The sequence below is a fragment of the Comamonas sp. E6 genome, from assembly GCF_001010305.1.
Taxonomy (GTDB): Bacteria; Pseudomonadota; Gammaproteobacteria; order Burkholderiales; family Burkholderiaceae_C; genus Comamonas; species Comamonas thiooxydans.
Genome location: NZ_BBXH01000022.1, coordinates 29,409 through 43,792, shown reverse-complemented (window position 1 = coordinate 43,792; position 14,384 = coordinate 29,409). Strand labels below are relative to the sequence as shown.

Sequence of the window (14,384 nt, the reverse complement as noted above, 5' to 3'; positions counted from 1 at the left end):
CAGAGTAACAGGTAGCTTGCACAGGCTGCCGCGGAGCAATTGAGAGAATGGCTGAATCTTTTTCCTACGAACAACTGATCGCGTCCGGCGAAGGCAAGCTGTTTGGTGCCGATAGCGGACGTCTGCCCCTGCCTCCCATGTTGATGTTCGATCGCATCACACATATCTCCGAGGACGGCGGTGCCCACGGTCTGGGCAAGATTGTTGCGGAACTGGACGTCAAGCCAGACCTGTGGTTCTTTGATTGCCACTTCCAGGGCGATCCCGTCATGCCCGGTTGCCTGGGCCTGGACGCCATGTGGCAGCTGATCGGCTTTTACCTGACCTGGCTGCGTTTGCCGGGTCGCGGTCGTGCCCTGGGTGCAGGCGAAGTCAAGTTTACAGGTGAAGTAGGTCCCGATGTCAAACTCGTGACATATGAAATTGATATCAAGCGAGTAATCAAGCGCAAGCTGAACATGGCCATAGGCGACGCACGCCTGCTGGCCGACGGCAAGGAAATTTACGTGGCCAATGACCTGCGCGTGGGTCTGTTCCTGCGTGAAGGTGATGCCAAGGGAACGGCAGCATGAGCAAGAAGCGGGTAGTGATCACCGGCGCGGGCATTGTCTCGTGCATCGGCAATGACCTGGCAACCGTGGAGGCCTCGTTGCGCGAGGGCAAGAGCGGCATCAAGGCCATGCCCCAGTTCACGGAGCTGGGCATGCGCTCGCAGGTGGCAGGCATTCCCGAGATCGATATCGAGGCGCGCATCGACCGCAAGCAGTTACGCTTCATGGGCGATGCTGCGGCTTATTCGCAGATCGCCCTCGAAGATGCGATCAAGCAAGCGGGCCTCACGCCCGAGCAGGTGAGCAGCCCGCGCACCGGTCTGATCATGGGCTCGGGCGGCGGATCGCCCGCCAACCAGATCGAGGCAGCCGATACGCTGCGCGAAAAAGGCATCCGCCGCGTCGGCCCTTACCAGGTCACACGATGCATGAGCTCCACGGTGTCGGCCTGCCTGGCAACCAACTTCAAGGTCAAGGGCATCAACTACTCCATCACCTCGGCCTGTTCCACTTCGGCCCACTGCATCGGTGCTGCGGCCCAGCAGATCGCCTGGGGCATGCAGGATGTGATGTTTGCCGGCGGCGGCGAAGAGCTGTCCTGGGGCATGTCGCTGCTGTTCGACGGCATGGGTGCCATGTCCAGCAAGTACAACGAGACGCCTGATAAGGCCTCGCGTGCCTACGATGCCAACCGTGACGGCTTCGTGATCGCTGGCGGCGGCGGTGCCGTGGTGCTGGAAAGCCTGGACCATGCGCTGGCACGCGGTGCCAACATCCTGGCCGAAGTGGTGGGCTTTGGTGCCACCAGCGACGGTGAGGACATGGTCGCTCCTTCGGGCGACGGCGCCATCGCCTGCATGAAGCAGGCCATGGAAACCGTGGATGCGCCCATCGACTACATCAACACCCACGGCACATCGACCCCTGTGGGCGATATGCAGGAAGTGCGTGCCATGCGCGAGCTGTTCGGTGACCAGGTACCTCCGTTCTCGTCCACCAAGTCGCTGACCGGCCATTCGCTGGGCGCGACCGGTGTGCAGGAGGCGATTTACTGCCTGATCATGCTGAACAAGGGCTTCATCGCAGGGTCCGTGAACGTGGAGACGCCCGACCCGCTGCTGGGCGATATGCCTCTGGTCACCCAGACCCGCGATGCCGAACTCAAGACCGTGCTGTCCAACAGCTTTGGCTTTGGCGGCACCAATGCCTCCCTGGTGCTCAAGCGCTGGGAAGGGCAGTAAGCGCCGGAGTCTTGGATCGCGAGCCCGCTTGGCCTTGAGGTAAGCGGGCTTTTTTCTGTCGTCGACTACTGTCTCCCCCATGAAGATCGCAATTCTTGACCGTGATGGCACCCTGAACCAGTGGGGAGCTCAAGGTTTCATTGGCCGGCCCGATGAGTGGGTTGCAGTCCCCAGTGCGCTGGAGGCGGTTTCGCGCCTGAACCGTGCCGGCTGGCATGTGGTGGTCGCCACCAATCAACCTGGGCTGGGTCGCGGGCTGTTCGATGTGATCGAGCTCAACGCCGTGCACGCCAAGATGCACCGGGAGATGGCAGCCGTCGGGGCGCGGGTGGAGGCCGTGTTTTTTTGTCCGCACGCTCCCGATGAAGACTGCCAGTGCCGTAAACCAGGCGTAGCGCTGTTCGAGCAGATTGCCGATCGCTACGGCGCGGAAGGCCATGAAATCTGGGCCATTGGCAGCGGCGTCGAGCATTTGCAGGCGGGCAAGGCTCTTGGCGCTCATCTGGTGTTCGTGGAGTCCACCGCCAGGCCCGAGTGCAGCAGCGATGCCGACCTGCCTGAAGGCAGCGAGCGCTATCCGGATCTGGAGGCCGTGGTGAATATGCTGTTACCGCTGGGAGGCGATGAGGATGCTCAACCCCTGGATTCGGCGCCTGCCCCGCATTGAGCCCGGGTTTCAGGTCAAAATAGACTCAACTGCTTGAAAGAGCAGCGCAAGCTGCTATGTTTCTTGTTGATAACCGTGCCAAATCAATGGGCCAGACTTCAGGTCTGTGCTCACGTCATTCGATTGCTGTCATGTCCCTGATTCGCTCCGTCCTCCACATGTTGTGGATGGCTATTACCGTCATTCCCTACACTTTCGCGGTGCTGCTGGCCAAGTGGACCAGCGGTTCGTCGGCCAAGGCATACAGCGCTGCCCGCGCCTGGCTCAAGCTCTCGGTGGACAGCGCCCGCGTGATCATGGGGGTCCGGTATCAGGTGCAGGGCATGGAGAACCTGCCTGCGGACCCGAATCAGGGGGTGGTGCTGCTGGTCAAGCACCAGTCCACTTACGAGACCTTTCTCATGCCTGCCATCATGCCGCGCCCGCTGGCCTATGTGTTCAAGAAGGAGCTGCTGAAGGTGCCATTCTTCGGTTGGTCCATTGGTGCACTGGACATGATCCACATCGACCGAGCCCAGCGCTCGCGCGCCTTTCACAAGGTGGTGGAGCAAGGCAAGCGCCTGCTCGATCAAGGCATCTGGGTCATCATGTTTCCCGAAGGTACACGTGTGAATCGTGGAGAGGTGGGCGAGTACAAGACCGGCGCCACCCGTCTGGCCATCATGGCGGGTGCGCCCGTGGTACCCATCGCTGTTACCTCGGCCAAGTGCTGGCCGCGCAAGGCCTTCATTAAAAAGCCCGGCGTGGTGGATGTGTCCATTGGCAAGCCCATTTCTTCGGTGGGCCGCAAGCATGACGAACTGATGGTCGAGGTCGAGGCATGGATCGAGTCCGAAATGCAGCGCCTGGACCCAGAGGCTTATCGCAGATAAGGCAAAACTGCCCATGTCCACAGGCGATAGCTTGCAGCAAGCTTGGCAATGGCTGGTGCCGCCTGTGGTGGGGGATGGGCGGGGCGGGTTGATGCCGCGCAAGCGCCGGCGCAGCGGCCCTGAAGCCATTGAACAGCGTTTGGATCAGTCCGAGCTGGAATTTGAGAATAGTCAGCTTGTAGCACCTGTCAATATTTCAGTGGGTGCTATTGATTCAGAAGAGAATGAGCTGCCTGCAGAGCCCACACTTCTGGTCCATCCGGAAGCTAGCCACAGCGCCCGCTTGCAAGGGCGTGAGGTGGCTTATCTGCTGCGCCGTTCGGCGCGCCGCAGCATAGGCTTCAGCGTAGGGCTGCAAGGGCTTGAAGTCACCGCTCCGCAATGGGTGGCCATGCGCGAGATCGAATCAGCGCTGCAGACCAAGGCCGGCTGGATTGTGCGCAAGCTGCAGGAAGCCGGACAGCGACAGCAGATCAAGCAGGAAGCGCGCATTCTCTGGCAGGATGGAGGCGTGCTGGACTATCTGGGCCAGCCCATGAGTTTGCGGCTGACCGGTGATGCGTCACAACTGCTGCGTACGCGCCAGACGCATAGAGAGCAGGGGGGCGATGGCTCGCAAAGCCTGCATCTGCCCTTGCCGACAGGGGCACCGCCTGCCCAGGTGCGCGCGGCCGTTCAGGCCTGGATACTGCGGGAGGCGCGCAGCTATTTCACGGCCCGCATGCTGCACTATGCCGCACTCATGGGCGTGCGCTGGAATGCGCTGCGCCTGACAAGTGCCAGCACGCGCTGGGGCAGTGCCAACAGCAGCGGGATCATTCGTCTGAACTGGCGGTTGATGCAGCACAGCCCGCAAATCATCGACTATGTGGTGGTGCATGAGCTCGCCCATCTGCATCATATGGATCACAGCCCGCAGTTCTGGGCCGTGGTGGCTCAGGTGCTGCCCGACTGGAAGCACTTGCGCAGAGCATTGAGAGACAGGCCTCTGCCCGTTTGGGAATAGCGGCAATGATCGAGACGAGGAATGAAATGAGCAATACAACCCAAATCCAACCCGCTGCCGGCTATGCCGGCGATGTGCCGGCGGAGCTGGCCTGGCAATGGCTGCAGGCTGGTGAAGCGGTTCTGGTCGATGTGCGCACCGATGCCGAGCGCGAGTGGGTGGGCAAGGTGCCAGGCGCTGTTGCCGTGGCCTGGAAGCAGTGGCCCGGCATGGCAGCCAACCAGAACTTTGACGCCGAGTTGCGAGCAGCGGTACCCGAGGGCAGGAAAGTGGTGCTGCTATGCCGCAGCGGTGTGCGCTCTGTTGCGGCTGCCCAGCGTGCCGCGGGCCTGGGAATCGAGGCCTACAACATTCTTGAAGGTTTCGAAGGCGACGTTGACGCCAACGGCCAGCGAGGCCAGTTGGGTGGCTGGCGCAAGCGCGGCCTGCCCTGGCATCAGTAATGCGCAGGGCCTGGACGGCAGCTTCTAGACCGAGCGATAGCCGTTGGGGTTCTGGCTTTGCCAGCGCCATGTGTCGGCGCACATGGTGTCCAGATCATGCTCGGCTTGCCAGCCAAGGGTTTTCAGGGCGTGATCAGGGTCTGCGTAGCAACTGGCCACATCCCCGGGGCGGCGGTCTGTAATCGTATAGGGAAGGGTCTTGCCGCAGGCTTTTTCGAAGGCATGCAGCACTTCGAGCACGCTGTAGCCATTGCCCGTGCCCAGGTTGATGGTCAGCAACTCGGGCTTGGCCAGGCCGGCCAGCTTCTCGAGTGCCTTGACATGACCTCGGGCCAGGTCGACGACATGGATGTAGTCACGCACGCCGGTGCCGTCCACGGTGTCGTAGTCGCCGCCAAAGATCTGCAGCTTTTCACGACGGCCCACGGCGACCTGTGCCACAAAAGGCAGCAGGTTGTTGGGAATGTCCGAAGGGTCTTCACCAATCAGGCCGCTGGCATGGGCACCAATGGGATTGAAGTAGCGCAGCACGGCCAGCGACCATTGGGAGTCGGAGTGGTAGAGGTCCGACAGAATCTCTTCCACCATGAGTTTGCTGCGGCCGTAGGGATTGGTGACCGAAGTAGGGTGTACCTCATTGAGAGGCAAATATTGTGGCGAGCCATAGACTGTTGCCGAAGAACTGAACACCAGATTGCGCACATTGTGCTTTTTCATGGCGCGCAGCAGCACCAGGGTGCCGTTGACGTTGTTGTCGTAGTAGTCCACAGGCTGGGCAACGGACTCGCCCACTGCTTTTTTGCCGGCAAAGTGCACGACACTGTCAATGCCATGCTCCTGCAAGGCCTGCTCAAGCGCAGCTTGATCGCGGACATCGCCATTGATCACGGCAATGGTGCGTCCAGTGATTTGCTCCACGCGGCGGATTGCTTCAGGATGGCTGTTGCTGAAGTTGTCGAAAATCACGACTTCATGACCGTGGCTGATCAGTTCGATGGCTGTATGGCTGCCGATATAGCCGGCACCGCCTGTGAGCAGAGTTTTCATAAGCTGCAGTCTAACTTCGAGTCAAATGAAAAAAGCGCTCATGCGAGCGCTTTTTGCGGCTGTATTTACAGAGCCTGATTCAGAGCGCCGGAATGCGCAGTTTCTGGCCAGGATAGATCCTGTCCGGGTTGCTGAGCATGGGCTTGTTGGCTTCAAAAATCACGTTGTACTTGTTGGCATCACCATAGTACTTCTTGGAGATGGCCGACAGGGTGTCACCGCGTACCACATCGTGGTACTGGGCTTCTGGCTCGGGGTTGGTGACCGCCATCAGGTTGTCCACGGACTGGACATTGGCCACATTACCGCAGCACAGCGTCACTTTTTCCTTGACAGCCTGAGTGGGAGCCGTGCCATTGACTGTTACCTTGCCTTGAGAAGCATCGAATTGAACCTGCAGATCGGATACGCCCAGATTCTGGGTGTTGATATAGCTGGCGATCGCCTGAGCCGCCTTGGCATTCAAGTCTTCGGCCGGTGCGGCTGCATGTGCGTCGCTGCCGCCAAACAGTTTTTCTCCGGCTTCCTTGATGAAACTGAACAGACCCATGGTTTCGACTCCTCAAAAGTAGTGGAAGAAAGCAGTTCACTTTAACGGGAAATCGAAATGATTTCTTGCAGGAGATGGACTGAGCGCTTTCTTTGACAATTTCCTGCGCACTTGTAATGAATGTGACAAGCGGCTGTCTGTCACAGAGAAAAGTGCTGATAATCCGCCGCATGACATTTTTGGCCATAGACATTGGCAACACCCGTTTGAAGTGGGCCATGTATGAAGATCATCGCCCTGGTGCTGCCTTGCTGGCCCATGGAGCGGAGTTCCTGGAGCATATAGAGCGCCTGGCAGAAGGTGCCTGGGCCGGGCTGCCAGCTCCCGAGCGCATGCTGGGCTGCGTGGTTGCCGGTGAGACGGCAAGGCGCAGGGTGCACGAGCAGATCGAACTCATGCTGGGATGGAATCTCGAGCCTCAATGGGTAGTCCCCTCCATCGCAGAAGCAGGGGTGACCAATGGCTATGACCATCCTTCCAGGCTGGGTGCGGACCGATGGGTGGCCATGATTGGTGCACGTCACCACATGTTGCAATTGGGCGATGCCCGGCCCTTGATCACGGTTATGGTGGGTACGGCAGTGACGGTCGATGCCATGGATGCGCAAGGCCGATTTCTGGGCGGCCTGATCATTCCCGGGCATGGCATCATGCTCAGGGCCCTGGAAGGCGGCACTGCGGGTCTGCACGTGCCTACGGGTGAAGTCAGGTGCTTTCCCAAGAACACCAGCGATGCGCTGACCAGCGGCGGCACCTATGCCATCGCCGGTGCGGTGGAGCGCATGTACCAGCATCTGGCAGAACACTGCGGTGCAGAGCCGATGTGCATCATGGCGGGCGGCGCCGGCTGGAAAATGTCTCCCAGCATGACCAGGCCTTTTGAGTTGATCAACAACCTGATTTTTGATGGCTTGCTGGTGATGGCTGAAAAGCGCTGGGGCTGAGTGCCTGTTTTTGAAATGATTCGATTTTTGATTTGAGGCTGTTTTCATGATCTTTGTAACCGGCGGTGCAGGCTTTATCGGCGCCAACTTTGTTCTCGATTGGCTGGCACATGTGAATGAGCCCGTGGTCAATATCGACAAGCTGACCTATGCGGGCAATCTGGAGAATCTGGCCAGCTTGAAGGGCGATGCCCGCCATGTGTTTGTGCAGGCCGATATCGGCGACAGCGCACAGCTGGCGCAATTGCTGGCGCAGCACCAGCCTCGCGCCGTGGTGAACTTTGCGGCCGAGTCGCATGTGGATCGCTCCATTCATGGCCCCGAGGATTTCATCCAGACCAATGTGGTGGGCACTTTCCGCCTGCTGGAGGCGGTGCGTGCCTATTGGAATGGCCTGGAAGGCGAGGCCAAGTCCGGTTTTCGCTTTTTGCATGTCTCCACCGACGAGGTCTATGGGACGCTTGCGCCGACCGATCCTGCATTTACCGAAGAGCACAATTACGAGCCCAACAGCCCGTACTCGGCCAGCAAGGCGGCTTCTGACCACCTGGTGCGAGCCTGGCATCACACCTACGGCCTGCCGGTGCTGACGACGAACTGCAGCAACAACTACGGCCCGTTGCATTTCCCCGAAAAGCTGATCCCGCTGGTCATTGTCAATGCGCTGGCCGGCAAGCCGCTGCCCATCTACGGCGACGGCATGCAGGTGCGTGACTGGCTGTATGTGCGCGACCATTGCAGCGCCATCCGCCGTGTGCTGGAGGCCGGCCAACTGGGCGAGACCTATAACGTGGGCGGCTGGAACGAGAAGGCCAATATCGATATCGTCAAGACCGTGTGCAGCTTGCTCGACGAGCTGCGCCCGCGCGCCGATGGCAAGGCCTATGCCGAGCAGATCACCTATGTGACCGACCGTCCCGGCCATGATCGCCGCTATGCGATCGATGCGCGCAAGCTCGAGCGCGAGCTGGGCTGGAAGCCTGCCGAGACCTTCGAGACCGGCATTCGCAAGACCGTGCAGTGGTATCTGGCCAACCCCGAGTGGGTGGCCAATGTGCAGTCGGGCGCCTACCGTGACTGGGTGCAAAAGCAGTACACCGGCGAGGCTTCGGCATGAAGCTGCTGCTGCTGGGCAAGAACGGTCAGGTCGGCTGGGAGCTGCAGCGCAGTCTCGCGCCTTTGGGCGAGGTGATTGCGCTGGATCGCCAGAACGTGAATGTGGATGGGAATGGCCTGTGCGGTGATATCGGCGATCTGCAGACACTGGCGCAGACCATTCGCAGCGTACGCCCGGATGTGATCGTCAATGCTGCAGCGCATACGGCAGTGGACAAGGCCGAGAGCGAGCCGGATCTGGCCTTGCGCCTGAATGCCGAAGCCCCTGAAGTCATGGCGCTGGAAGCCAAAAGCCTGGGCGCCCTGCTGGTGCACTACAGCACCGACTATGTCTTCGACGGCTCCGGCAGTGCGGCACGCAAGGAGGGTGATGCGACCGGGCCGCTATCGGTCTACGGTCGCACCAAGCTGGAGGGCGAGCAGCGGATTGCGGCCGCGCATTGCCGCCATCTGATTTTTCGCACCAGCTGGGTCTATGCAGCGCGTGGCGGCAACTTTGCCAAGACCATGTTGCGCCTGGCGCAGGAGCGCGAAGCGCTCAGCGTGATCAACGATCAATGGGGAGCCCCCACCGGCGCCGATCTGATCGCCGATGTCACGGCCCATGCCGTGCGCCATGTGAGCGCCCACGAAGGCGATGGCGGTCTCTACCATCTGGTTGCGGCAGGGGAGACCAACTGGCATGCCTATGCCAGCCATGTGATCGAGCGCGCTAAAAGCCTGCGTCCGGATCTGGACTGGAAGGTGCAAAGCATTGCCGCCGTGCCGACCACGGCCTTTCCGACTCCGGCCGCGCGGCCCTTGAACTCGCGCCTGGATACGCAAAAGCTGCAAGCGACCATGCAACTGCATCTGCCCGCATGGCAGCAAGGTGTGGAGCGCATGCTGCGCGAAATTCTGTAATTTTCAAATAACTCGCTTCAAGCGCTTATCTGCAAGGCGTTGGAAGCCATCCATTGATTCATCATGACGACACAGCGCAAGGGCATCATTCTGGCTGGCGGCTCCGGCACCCGTCTGCACCCCGCCACCCTGGCCATCAGCAAACAGCTGCTGCCGATCTACGACAAGCCCATGATTTACTACCCGCTGAGCACGCTGATGCTGGCGGACATCCGGGACATTCTGATCATCAGCACCCCGCAGGACACGCCGCGCTTCGAGCAACTGCTGGGCGATGGCAGCCAGTGGGGCCTGAACCTTCAGTATGAGGTGCAGCCCAGCCCGGATGGCCTGGCCCAGGCCTTCCTGATTGGCGAGAAATTCCTCAACGGCGCTCCCAGCGCCCTGGTACTGGGGGACAACATCTACTACGGCCACGACTTCCAACCGCTGCTCAAAAAAGCCGATGCGCGCCAGGGCGGCGCCACGGTGTTTGCCTACCATGTGCAAGACCCCGAGCGCTATGGCGTGGCCGAGTTCGATGTCGACGGCAAAGTGCTGTCGCTCGAAGAAAAGCCAAAGCAGCCCAAGAGCAACTATGCCGTCACCGGCCTGTACTTCTACGACGAGCAGGTGGTGGAACTGGCCAAGCAGGTCAAGCCTTCGGCGCGGGGCGAGCTGGAGATCACGGATCTCAACGGCATGTATCTGCAGCAAGGCAAGCTCAATGTCGAGCTGATGGGCCGAGGCTATGCCTGGCTTGACACCGGCACCCATGACAGCCTGCTCGAAGCCGGGCAATTCATTGCCACCTTGCAGCAGCGCCAGGGCCTGAAAGTGGCCTGCCCGGAAGAAATCGCCTATCGCCAGAAATGGATTGATGCCGCCCAGCTGGAGAAGCTGGGCCAGGCGCTGGTCAAGAATGGCTACGGACAATATCTGCTGCAGATGCTCAAGGAAAAGGTGCACGCATGAAGTTCACGCCTTTGGCCATTCCCGATGTCTTTCTGATCGAGCCCAAGGTGTTTGGGGATGCGCGCGGCTTTTTTCTGGAAAGCTTTCGCCAGGACCTCTTCAACCAGGCTACGGGCACGAACCACGAGTTCATTCAGGACAACCACAGCCGCAGCAGCAAGGGCGTGCTGCGTGGGCTGCACTACCAACTGCCGCCCCATGCCCAGGGCAAGCTGGTGCGTGTGATCTCGGGCGCGGTGTTTGATGTGGCCGTGGATATTCGCCGCAGCTCGCCCACTTTTGGGCAATGGGTGGGAGCGGAGCTGAGTGCCGAGAATCACCACCAGCTCTGGATTCCGCCGGGCTTTGCCCACGGCTTTGTGGTGCTCAGCGACACGGCGGACTTTGTGTACAAAACCACAGCCTATTACGCACCGGAGTCGGATCGGGGCCTGCTCTGGAATGACCCCGACATAGCTATTGCGTGGCCACAGCTCGATATCGACTTTTCCTTGTCCGAAAAGGATCAGCATCAGCCTGCATTCAAGCAGGCCGAACTGTTCGATTAAGTCTGGTCTGATTCGGCCATCTGCAAAAATGGCTGAATCAGCTGCGCGTCGCGCCGCTCGCGCAGGCAGTACAGGTATTCGGGAAGACAGGGAACCTCGCCTTCCAGATCCAGCACGACGAGTTCAGGGTGGGCCGATGCTTCGTGCCGCGCAAAAATGCTGATGCCCATCTGGCGGATCACGGCTTCGCGTATGGACTCGCGGCTGGCAATTTCCAGCACTCGTTGCGGGCTGACCTGGGCGGCTTCCAGCATCTGCTCGGTCAGTTGCCGGGTCATGGAGCCGCGCTCGCGCAGGATCAGCGTGTTCTTTGCCAGATCCTCGATGGCGACGGACTTCTGCCTGGCCAGCGCATGCTGCCGGTGCACGACCAGGGCCAACGGGTCGCGCCCCAGCTCCAGGCGCAGCAGGCGCGGATCGGTGTCCAGGTGCGAAGAGGTTGCCAGATCCACCTGGTACTCGGCCAGCGCCTGAATCATCTGGCGCGAATTGCCGTTGACGATGCTCACCTCCACCAGCGCATATTGCTGCTGATAGCGCTTGACGATGTCCAGCACATAGTAGGGGGCGGTTGCACCTATGCGTAGCTGGCCCTGGTTGACATGGCCCGACTGGCGCAGCGCCGATTCGATCTGGACCGACTGCAGCAGCAGCTTTTCTATTTCCGGCAGCAGCTTCAGGCCCGCATCGGTGATGGCCAGTCTTCCGCTCTGGCGCGTGAACAGCTCGACTTCATATTGTTCCTCCAAGGCCTTGATCTGCGCCGTGACCGTGGGCTGGCTCAGCCCCAGTTGGCGCGCTGCCTGGGTGATGCTGCCGAGGCGGGCGACCCAGAAAAAGGATTTGAGCTGTGTGGCAAACATGACAAGGTCTTCAAGAAAGCGGTGCCCGGATTTCAACATGAACGCTGCAGCCGGTAATGCGGATGAGCAGCTTTGATTTCAATAGCTTCTTGCGCATATAAGCAATGTCTTTTAGATGGTTTTATGAAGAAATATGAGACAGATAAGGCGTAAGTTGCTTTTGAATCAATAGCATCTCGATGGCGGACGCTGGCGCAGCGCGCTGACTACAAAGTTTGCTGATGACGCCTTTGCCAGATTTCAGTTCTGTGACACAGGCGTTTCACAGTGAATTTCTACAGTTCCCTCATGTCGCAAACGGCCGCGTTGGTCGGGCGGCAACGATCAATCCAAGGGACTGTTATCCATGCGCCACGCTTTTGCACCCGCCACTCGCCGCTTCACCTTGATCGCCTTTTCCACGGTTGCCACGGCCTTGCTGGGCCTGGCCTCCGCGGCCCACGCCAGGACCGATCTGCTGGTGTATTCGGCCCTGGAGGCCGACCAGATCAAGGCCTACAAAGCGGCTTTTGAAAAAGCCCATCCCGAGATCGAGCTGAAGTTCGTGCGCGACAGCACGGGCATCATCACTGCCCGTCTGCTGGCCGAAAAGGCCAATCCCCAGGCCGATGTGATCTGGGGCGTGGCCGCCACTTCGCTGATGCTGCTGGACAAGCAAGGCATGCTGCAGCCCTATGCGCCCAGAAACCTGGCCAAGGTGCGCTCCACCATGCGCGATCCGGCAGCCACGCCGACCTGGGTGGGCATGGACCTGTGGTCGTCCGCCGTCTGCTTCAACACCGTGGAAGGCCCGAGGCGCAAGCTGCCCACGCCTGCCAGCTGGGCCGACCTGACCAGGCCCGAATTCAAGGGCTCGATCACCATGCCCCACCCGGCGTCCAGCGGCACGGGCTATCTGATGGTGGCCGCCTGGCTGCAGATGATGGGCGAGGACAGGGGCTGGGCCTATATGGATGCGCTGCACCAGAACATCGGCGTCTACACGCACAGCGGCTCCAAGCCCTGCCGCCAGGCCGGCGCGGGCGAGTTCCCCGTGGGCCTGAGCTTTGAATACCGGGCCAACAAGACCAAGAAGGATGGCGCGCCCATAGCCATCGTCTTCCCCAGGGAAGGCCTGGGCTGGGATGTGGAAGCCACGGCCATTCTGAAGACCAGCAAAAAGCAGGACGCGGCCAAGGCCCTGGCCGACTGGGCGGTGACGCCTGACGCCAACAAGCTCTACGCCGCCAACTTTGCCGTGCTGGCCCTTCCCGAGGCCCAGGAAAAGCACGAGTTCATTCCGGCCGATCTGGAAAAGCGCCTGGCCAGGAACGACTTCAACTGGGCAGCGGCTAACCGCGATCGTATCTTGGCCGAATGGTCGCGCCGGTACGAAGCCAAAGCGGAGAAGAAATAACACCCCCTGAGGCGCTTCGCGCCTTCCCCCTCTCTGGCGCTGAGCGCCGGAGGGGGACGACAGCCTCGCTGCGGGGCTGCCCTTGCTCGCTGTCACTGGCGAAACGGGTCTGCACATGCAGCGGTGGGCATTTCGAGCGATACAGATCGGAACGACCTTCGGATTGTTTGCACGTTGAAAGAGATACATGCTGCGCATAGAACATATCGCCAAGCAGTACAAAGACACCCCGGTGCTGCGCGACATTGGCCTGGTGGTGGAGGGCGGCGAGTTCGTCAGCCTGCTGGGCCCTTCGGGCTGCGGCAAGACCACGCTGCTGCGCATTCTGTGCGGCATCGAGCAGGCCGACGCGGGCCGCATTCTGTTTCAGGGCGAGGACATCACGCGCTGGCCTGCCGCGCGCCGGGGCTTTGGCGTGGTGTTCCAGAGCTACGCACTGTTTCCTAACCTGACGGCGGCCCAGAATGTGGCGTTTGGTCTCAAGGGCCAGCCTGCGGCGCAAGTGCAGGCCCGGGTGCAGGAGATGCTGGCTCTGGTAGGCCTGGGCGCGCAGGCGCAGCGCTATCCGGCGCAATTGTCGGGCGGCCAGCAGCAGCGCATTGCGCTGGCCCGCGCACTGGCGCCGCGCCCGCGTCTGCTGTTGCTGGACGAGCCGCTGTCCGCGCTCGATGCCCAGGTGCGCACCGAGCTGCGCAGCGAAATCCGCCAGTTGCAGCGTCAGCTGGGCATTGCCTGCGTGATGGTCACGCACGACCAGGAAGAAGCGCTCTCCATGGCTGACCGGGTGGTGCTGATGCATCAGGGCCGTATCGAGCAGCAGGGCTCGCCCGAGCAGCTCTACGCCAAGCCGGTCAGCCACTTTGCGGCCGGTTTTGTGGGCCGCATGAATCTGCTGCCCGCCGTGGCCGAGTCGGGCGACGCGGTGCGCGTGGGCGAGGGACGGCTTGAATGCAGCACTGCCGGCTTTGAGGCCGGTGATGCCTTGCTGGTAGGTGTGAGGCCCGAAAGCGTGGTGCTGCACCCGGCCCAGCCCGCAGCACTGCCCAATCTGTTTCGCGCGCGGGTGGTCGAGACCTCGTTCCTGGGCTCGCTGGTCCTGGTGCGCGTGTTCAGCCCCACGCTGCAATGCCAGATCGATGTGCAATGGCCGCTGCGCCATGACGCGCGTCTTCCCGACTGGCTGCAGGGCGAGGTGTTGCTGGAGTTGCCGGCTGCCGCGCTGCAGTCGCTGGCAGCGCCAGAGATTTTGCGAAAGGCGGCATAAGCATGGATGCCTCTTCTTC

Annotated in this window: 16 protein-coding genes; 13 read left to right on the top strand and 3 right to left on the bottom strand. The window is 60.9% G+C overall.

Annotation, left to right across the window (positions count from 1 at the left end):
- Positions 1-47: 47 nt before the first annotated feature.
- The 6 genes from fabA to CSE6_RS19080 all read left to right on the top strand — a co-directional run bounded on the left by fabA (position 48) and on the right by CSE6_RS19080 (position 4,780).
- Positions 48-572: a bifunctional 3-hydroxydecanoyl-ACP dehydratase/trans-2-decenoyl-ACP isomerase gene (gene fabA, locus CSE6_RS19105; protein WP_003068017.1), complete on the top strand. Its 525-nt coding sequence runs from the start codon at positions 48-50 to the stop codon at positions 570-572.
- Entirely contained in the window at positions 569-1,792 is a 1,224-nt protein-coding gene (gene fabB / locus CSE6_RS19100) for a beta-ketoacyl-ACP synthase I (protein ID WP_034377201.1), read from the top strand. The genes fabA and fabB overlap by 4 nt, the downstream gene beginning before the upstream one ends.
- A gap of 79 nt (positions 1,793-1,871) precedes the next feature.
- Positions 1,872-2,459, top strand: a complete 588-nt coding sequence (locus tag CSE6_RS19095; protein ID WP_003068019.1) for an HAD-IIIA family hydrolase — start codon at positions 1,872-1,874, stop codon at positions 2,457-2,459.
- Positions 2,460-2,590: 131 nt separating this feature from the next.
- Positions 2,591-3,331 (top strand): 1-acyl-sn-glycerol-3-phosphate acyltransferase, encoded by a 741-nt coding sequence (locus CSE6_RS19090; protein WP_034377199.1) that lies wholly within the window; start codon positions 2,591-2,593, stop codon positions 3,329-3,331.
- A gap of 13 nt (positions 3,332-3,344) precedes the next feature.
- A complete protein-coding gene (locus tag CSE6_RS19085) occupies positions 3,345-4,337 on the top strand; it encodes a M48 family metallopeptidase (protein ID WP_034377198.1) in 993 nt (330 codons plus the stop codon).
- 26 nt (positions 4,338-4,363) lie between these two features.
- Positions 4,364-4,780: a rhodanese-like domain-containing protein gene (locus tag CSE6_RS19080; RefSeq protein WP_034377407.1), complete on the top strand. Its 417-nt coding sequence runs from the start codon at positions 4,364-4,366 to the stop codon at positions 4,778-4,780.
- Between the two features lie 24 nt (positions 4,781-4,804).
- On the opposite strand, the gene galE is transcribed toward CSE6_RS19080, so the two are convergent.
- Complete coding sequence (galE, locus tag CSE6_RS19075) at positions 4,805-5,827, bottom strand: UDP-glucose 4-epimerase GalE (protein WP_034377197.1); 1,023 nt, start codon at positions 5,825-5,827, stop codon at positions 4,805-4,807.
- A 79-nt stretch (positions 5,828-5,906) separates the two neighbouring features.
- Positions 5,907-6,377, bottom strand: a complete 471-nt coding sequence (gene lysM, locus CSE6_RS19070) for a peptidoglycan-binding protein LysM (protein WP_034354587.1) — start codon at positions 6,375-6,377, stop codon at positions 5,907-5,909.
- 170 nt (positions 6,378-6,547) lie between these two features.
- Between lysM and CSE6_RS19065 the strand changes: the two genes are divergently transcribed.
- The 5 genes from CSE6_RS19065 to rfbC all read left to right on the top strand — a co-directional run bounded on the left by CSE6_RS19065 (position 6,548) and on the right by rfbC (position 10,842).
- Complete coding sequence (locus CSE6_RS19065) at positions 6,548-7,321, top strand: type III pantothenate kinase (protein ID WP_034354584.1); 774 nt, start codon at positions 6,548-6,550, stop codon at positions 7,319-7,321.
- A 46-nt stretch (positions 7,322-7,367) separates the two neighbouring features.
- Complete coding sequence (gene rfbB, locus CSE6_RS19060) at positions 7,368-8,438, top strand: dTDP-glucose 4,6-dehydratase (protein ID WP_012838754.1); 1,071 nt, start codon at positions 7,368-7,370, stop codon at positions 8,436-8,438.
- On the top strand, positions 8,435-9,340 hold the full coding sequence (gene rfbD, locus CSE6_RS19055; protein ID WP_034377196.1) for a dTDP-4-dehydrorhamnose reductase: 906 nt from the start codon (positions 8,435-8,437) through the stop codon (positions 9,338-9,340). The genes rfbB and rfbD overlap by 4 nt, the downstream gene beginning before the upstream one ends.
- Positions 9,341-9,403: 63 nt before the next feature.
- Positions 9,404-10,294, top strand: a complete 891-nt coding sequence (gene rfbA, locus CSE6_RS19050) for a glucose-1-phosphate thymidylyltransferase RfbA (protein WP_059441248.1) — start codon at positions 9,404-9,406, stop codon at positions 10,292-10,294.
- The gene (rfbC, locus tag CSE6_RS19045) at positions 10,291-10,842 is read left to right on the top strand and encodes a dTDP-4-dehydrorhamnose 3,5-epimerase (RefSeq protein WP_034377193.1); all 552 of its coding nucleotides are present in this window, start codon (positions 10,291-10,293) and stop codon (positions 10,840-10,842) included. The genes rfbA and rfbC overlap by 4 nt, the downstream gene beginning before the upstream one ends.
- On the opposite strand, the gene CSE6_RS19040 is transcribed toward rfbC, so the two are convergent.
- Entirely contained in the window at positions 10,839-11,705 is an 867-nt protein-coding gene (locus tag CSE6_RS19040) for a LysR substrate-binding domain-containing protein (protein ID WP_034377192.1), read from the bottom strand. The two genes, rfbC and CSE6_RS19040, sit on opposite strands and share 4 nt — an antisense overlap.
- Positions 11,706-12,051: 346 nt before the next feature.
- Here CSE6_RS19040 and CSE6_RS19035 point away from each other — a divergent pair, with 346 nt between their 5' ends.
- Both CSE6_RS19035 and CSE6_RS19030 read left to right on the top strand, forming a co-directional pair.
- Entirely contained in the window at positions 12,052-13,101 is a 1,050-nt protein-coding gene (locus CSE6_RS19035; RefSeq protein ID WP_034377190.1) for a putative 2-aminoethylphosphonate ABC transporter substrate-binding protein, read from the top strand.
- A gap of 187 nt (positions 13,102-13,288) precedes the next feature.
- Positions 13,289-14,365: an ABC transporter ATP-binding protein gene (locus tag CSE6_RS19030; protein WP_034377189.1), complete on the top strand. Its 1,077-nt coding sequence runs from the start codon at positions 13,289-13,291 to the stop codon at positions 14,363-14,365.
- Positions 14,366-14,384: the final 19 nt, after the last annotated feature.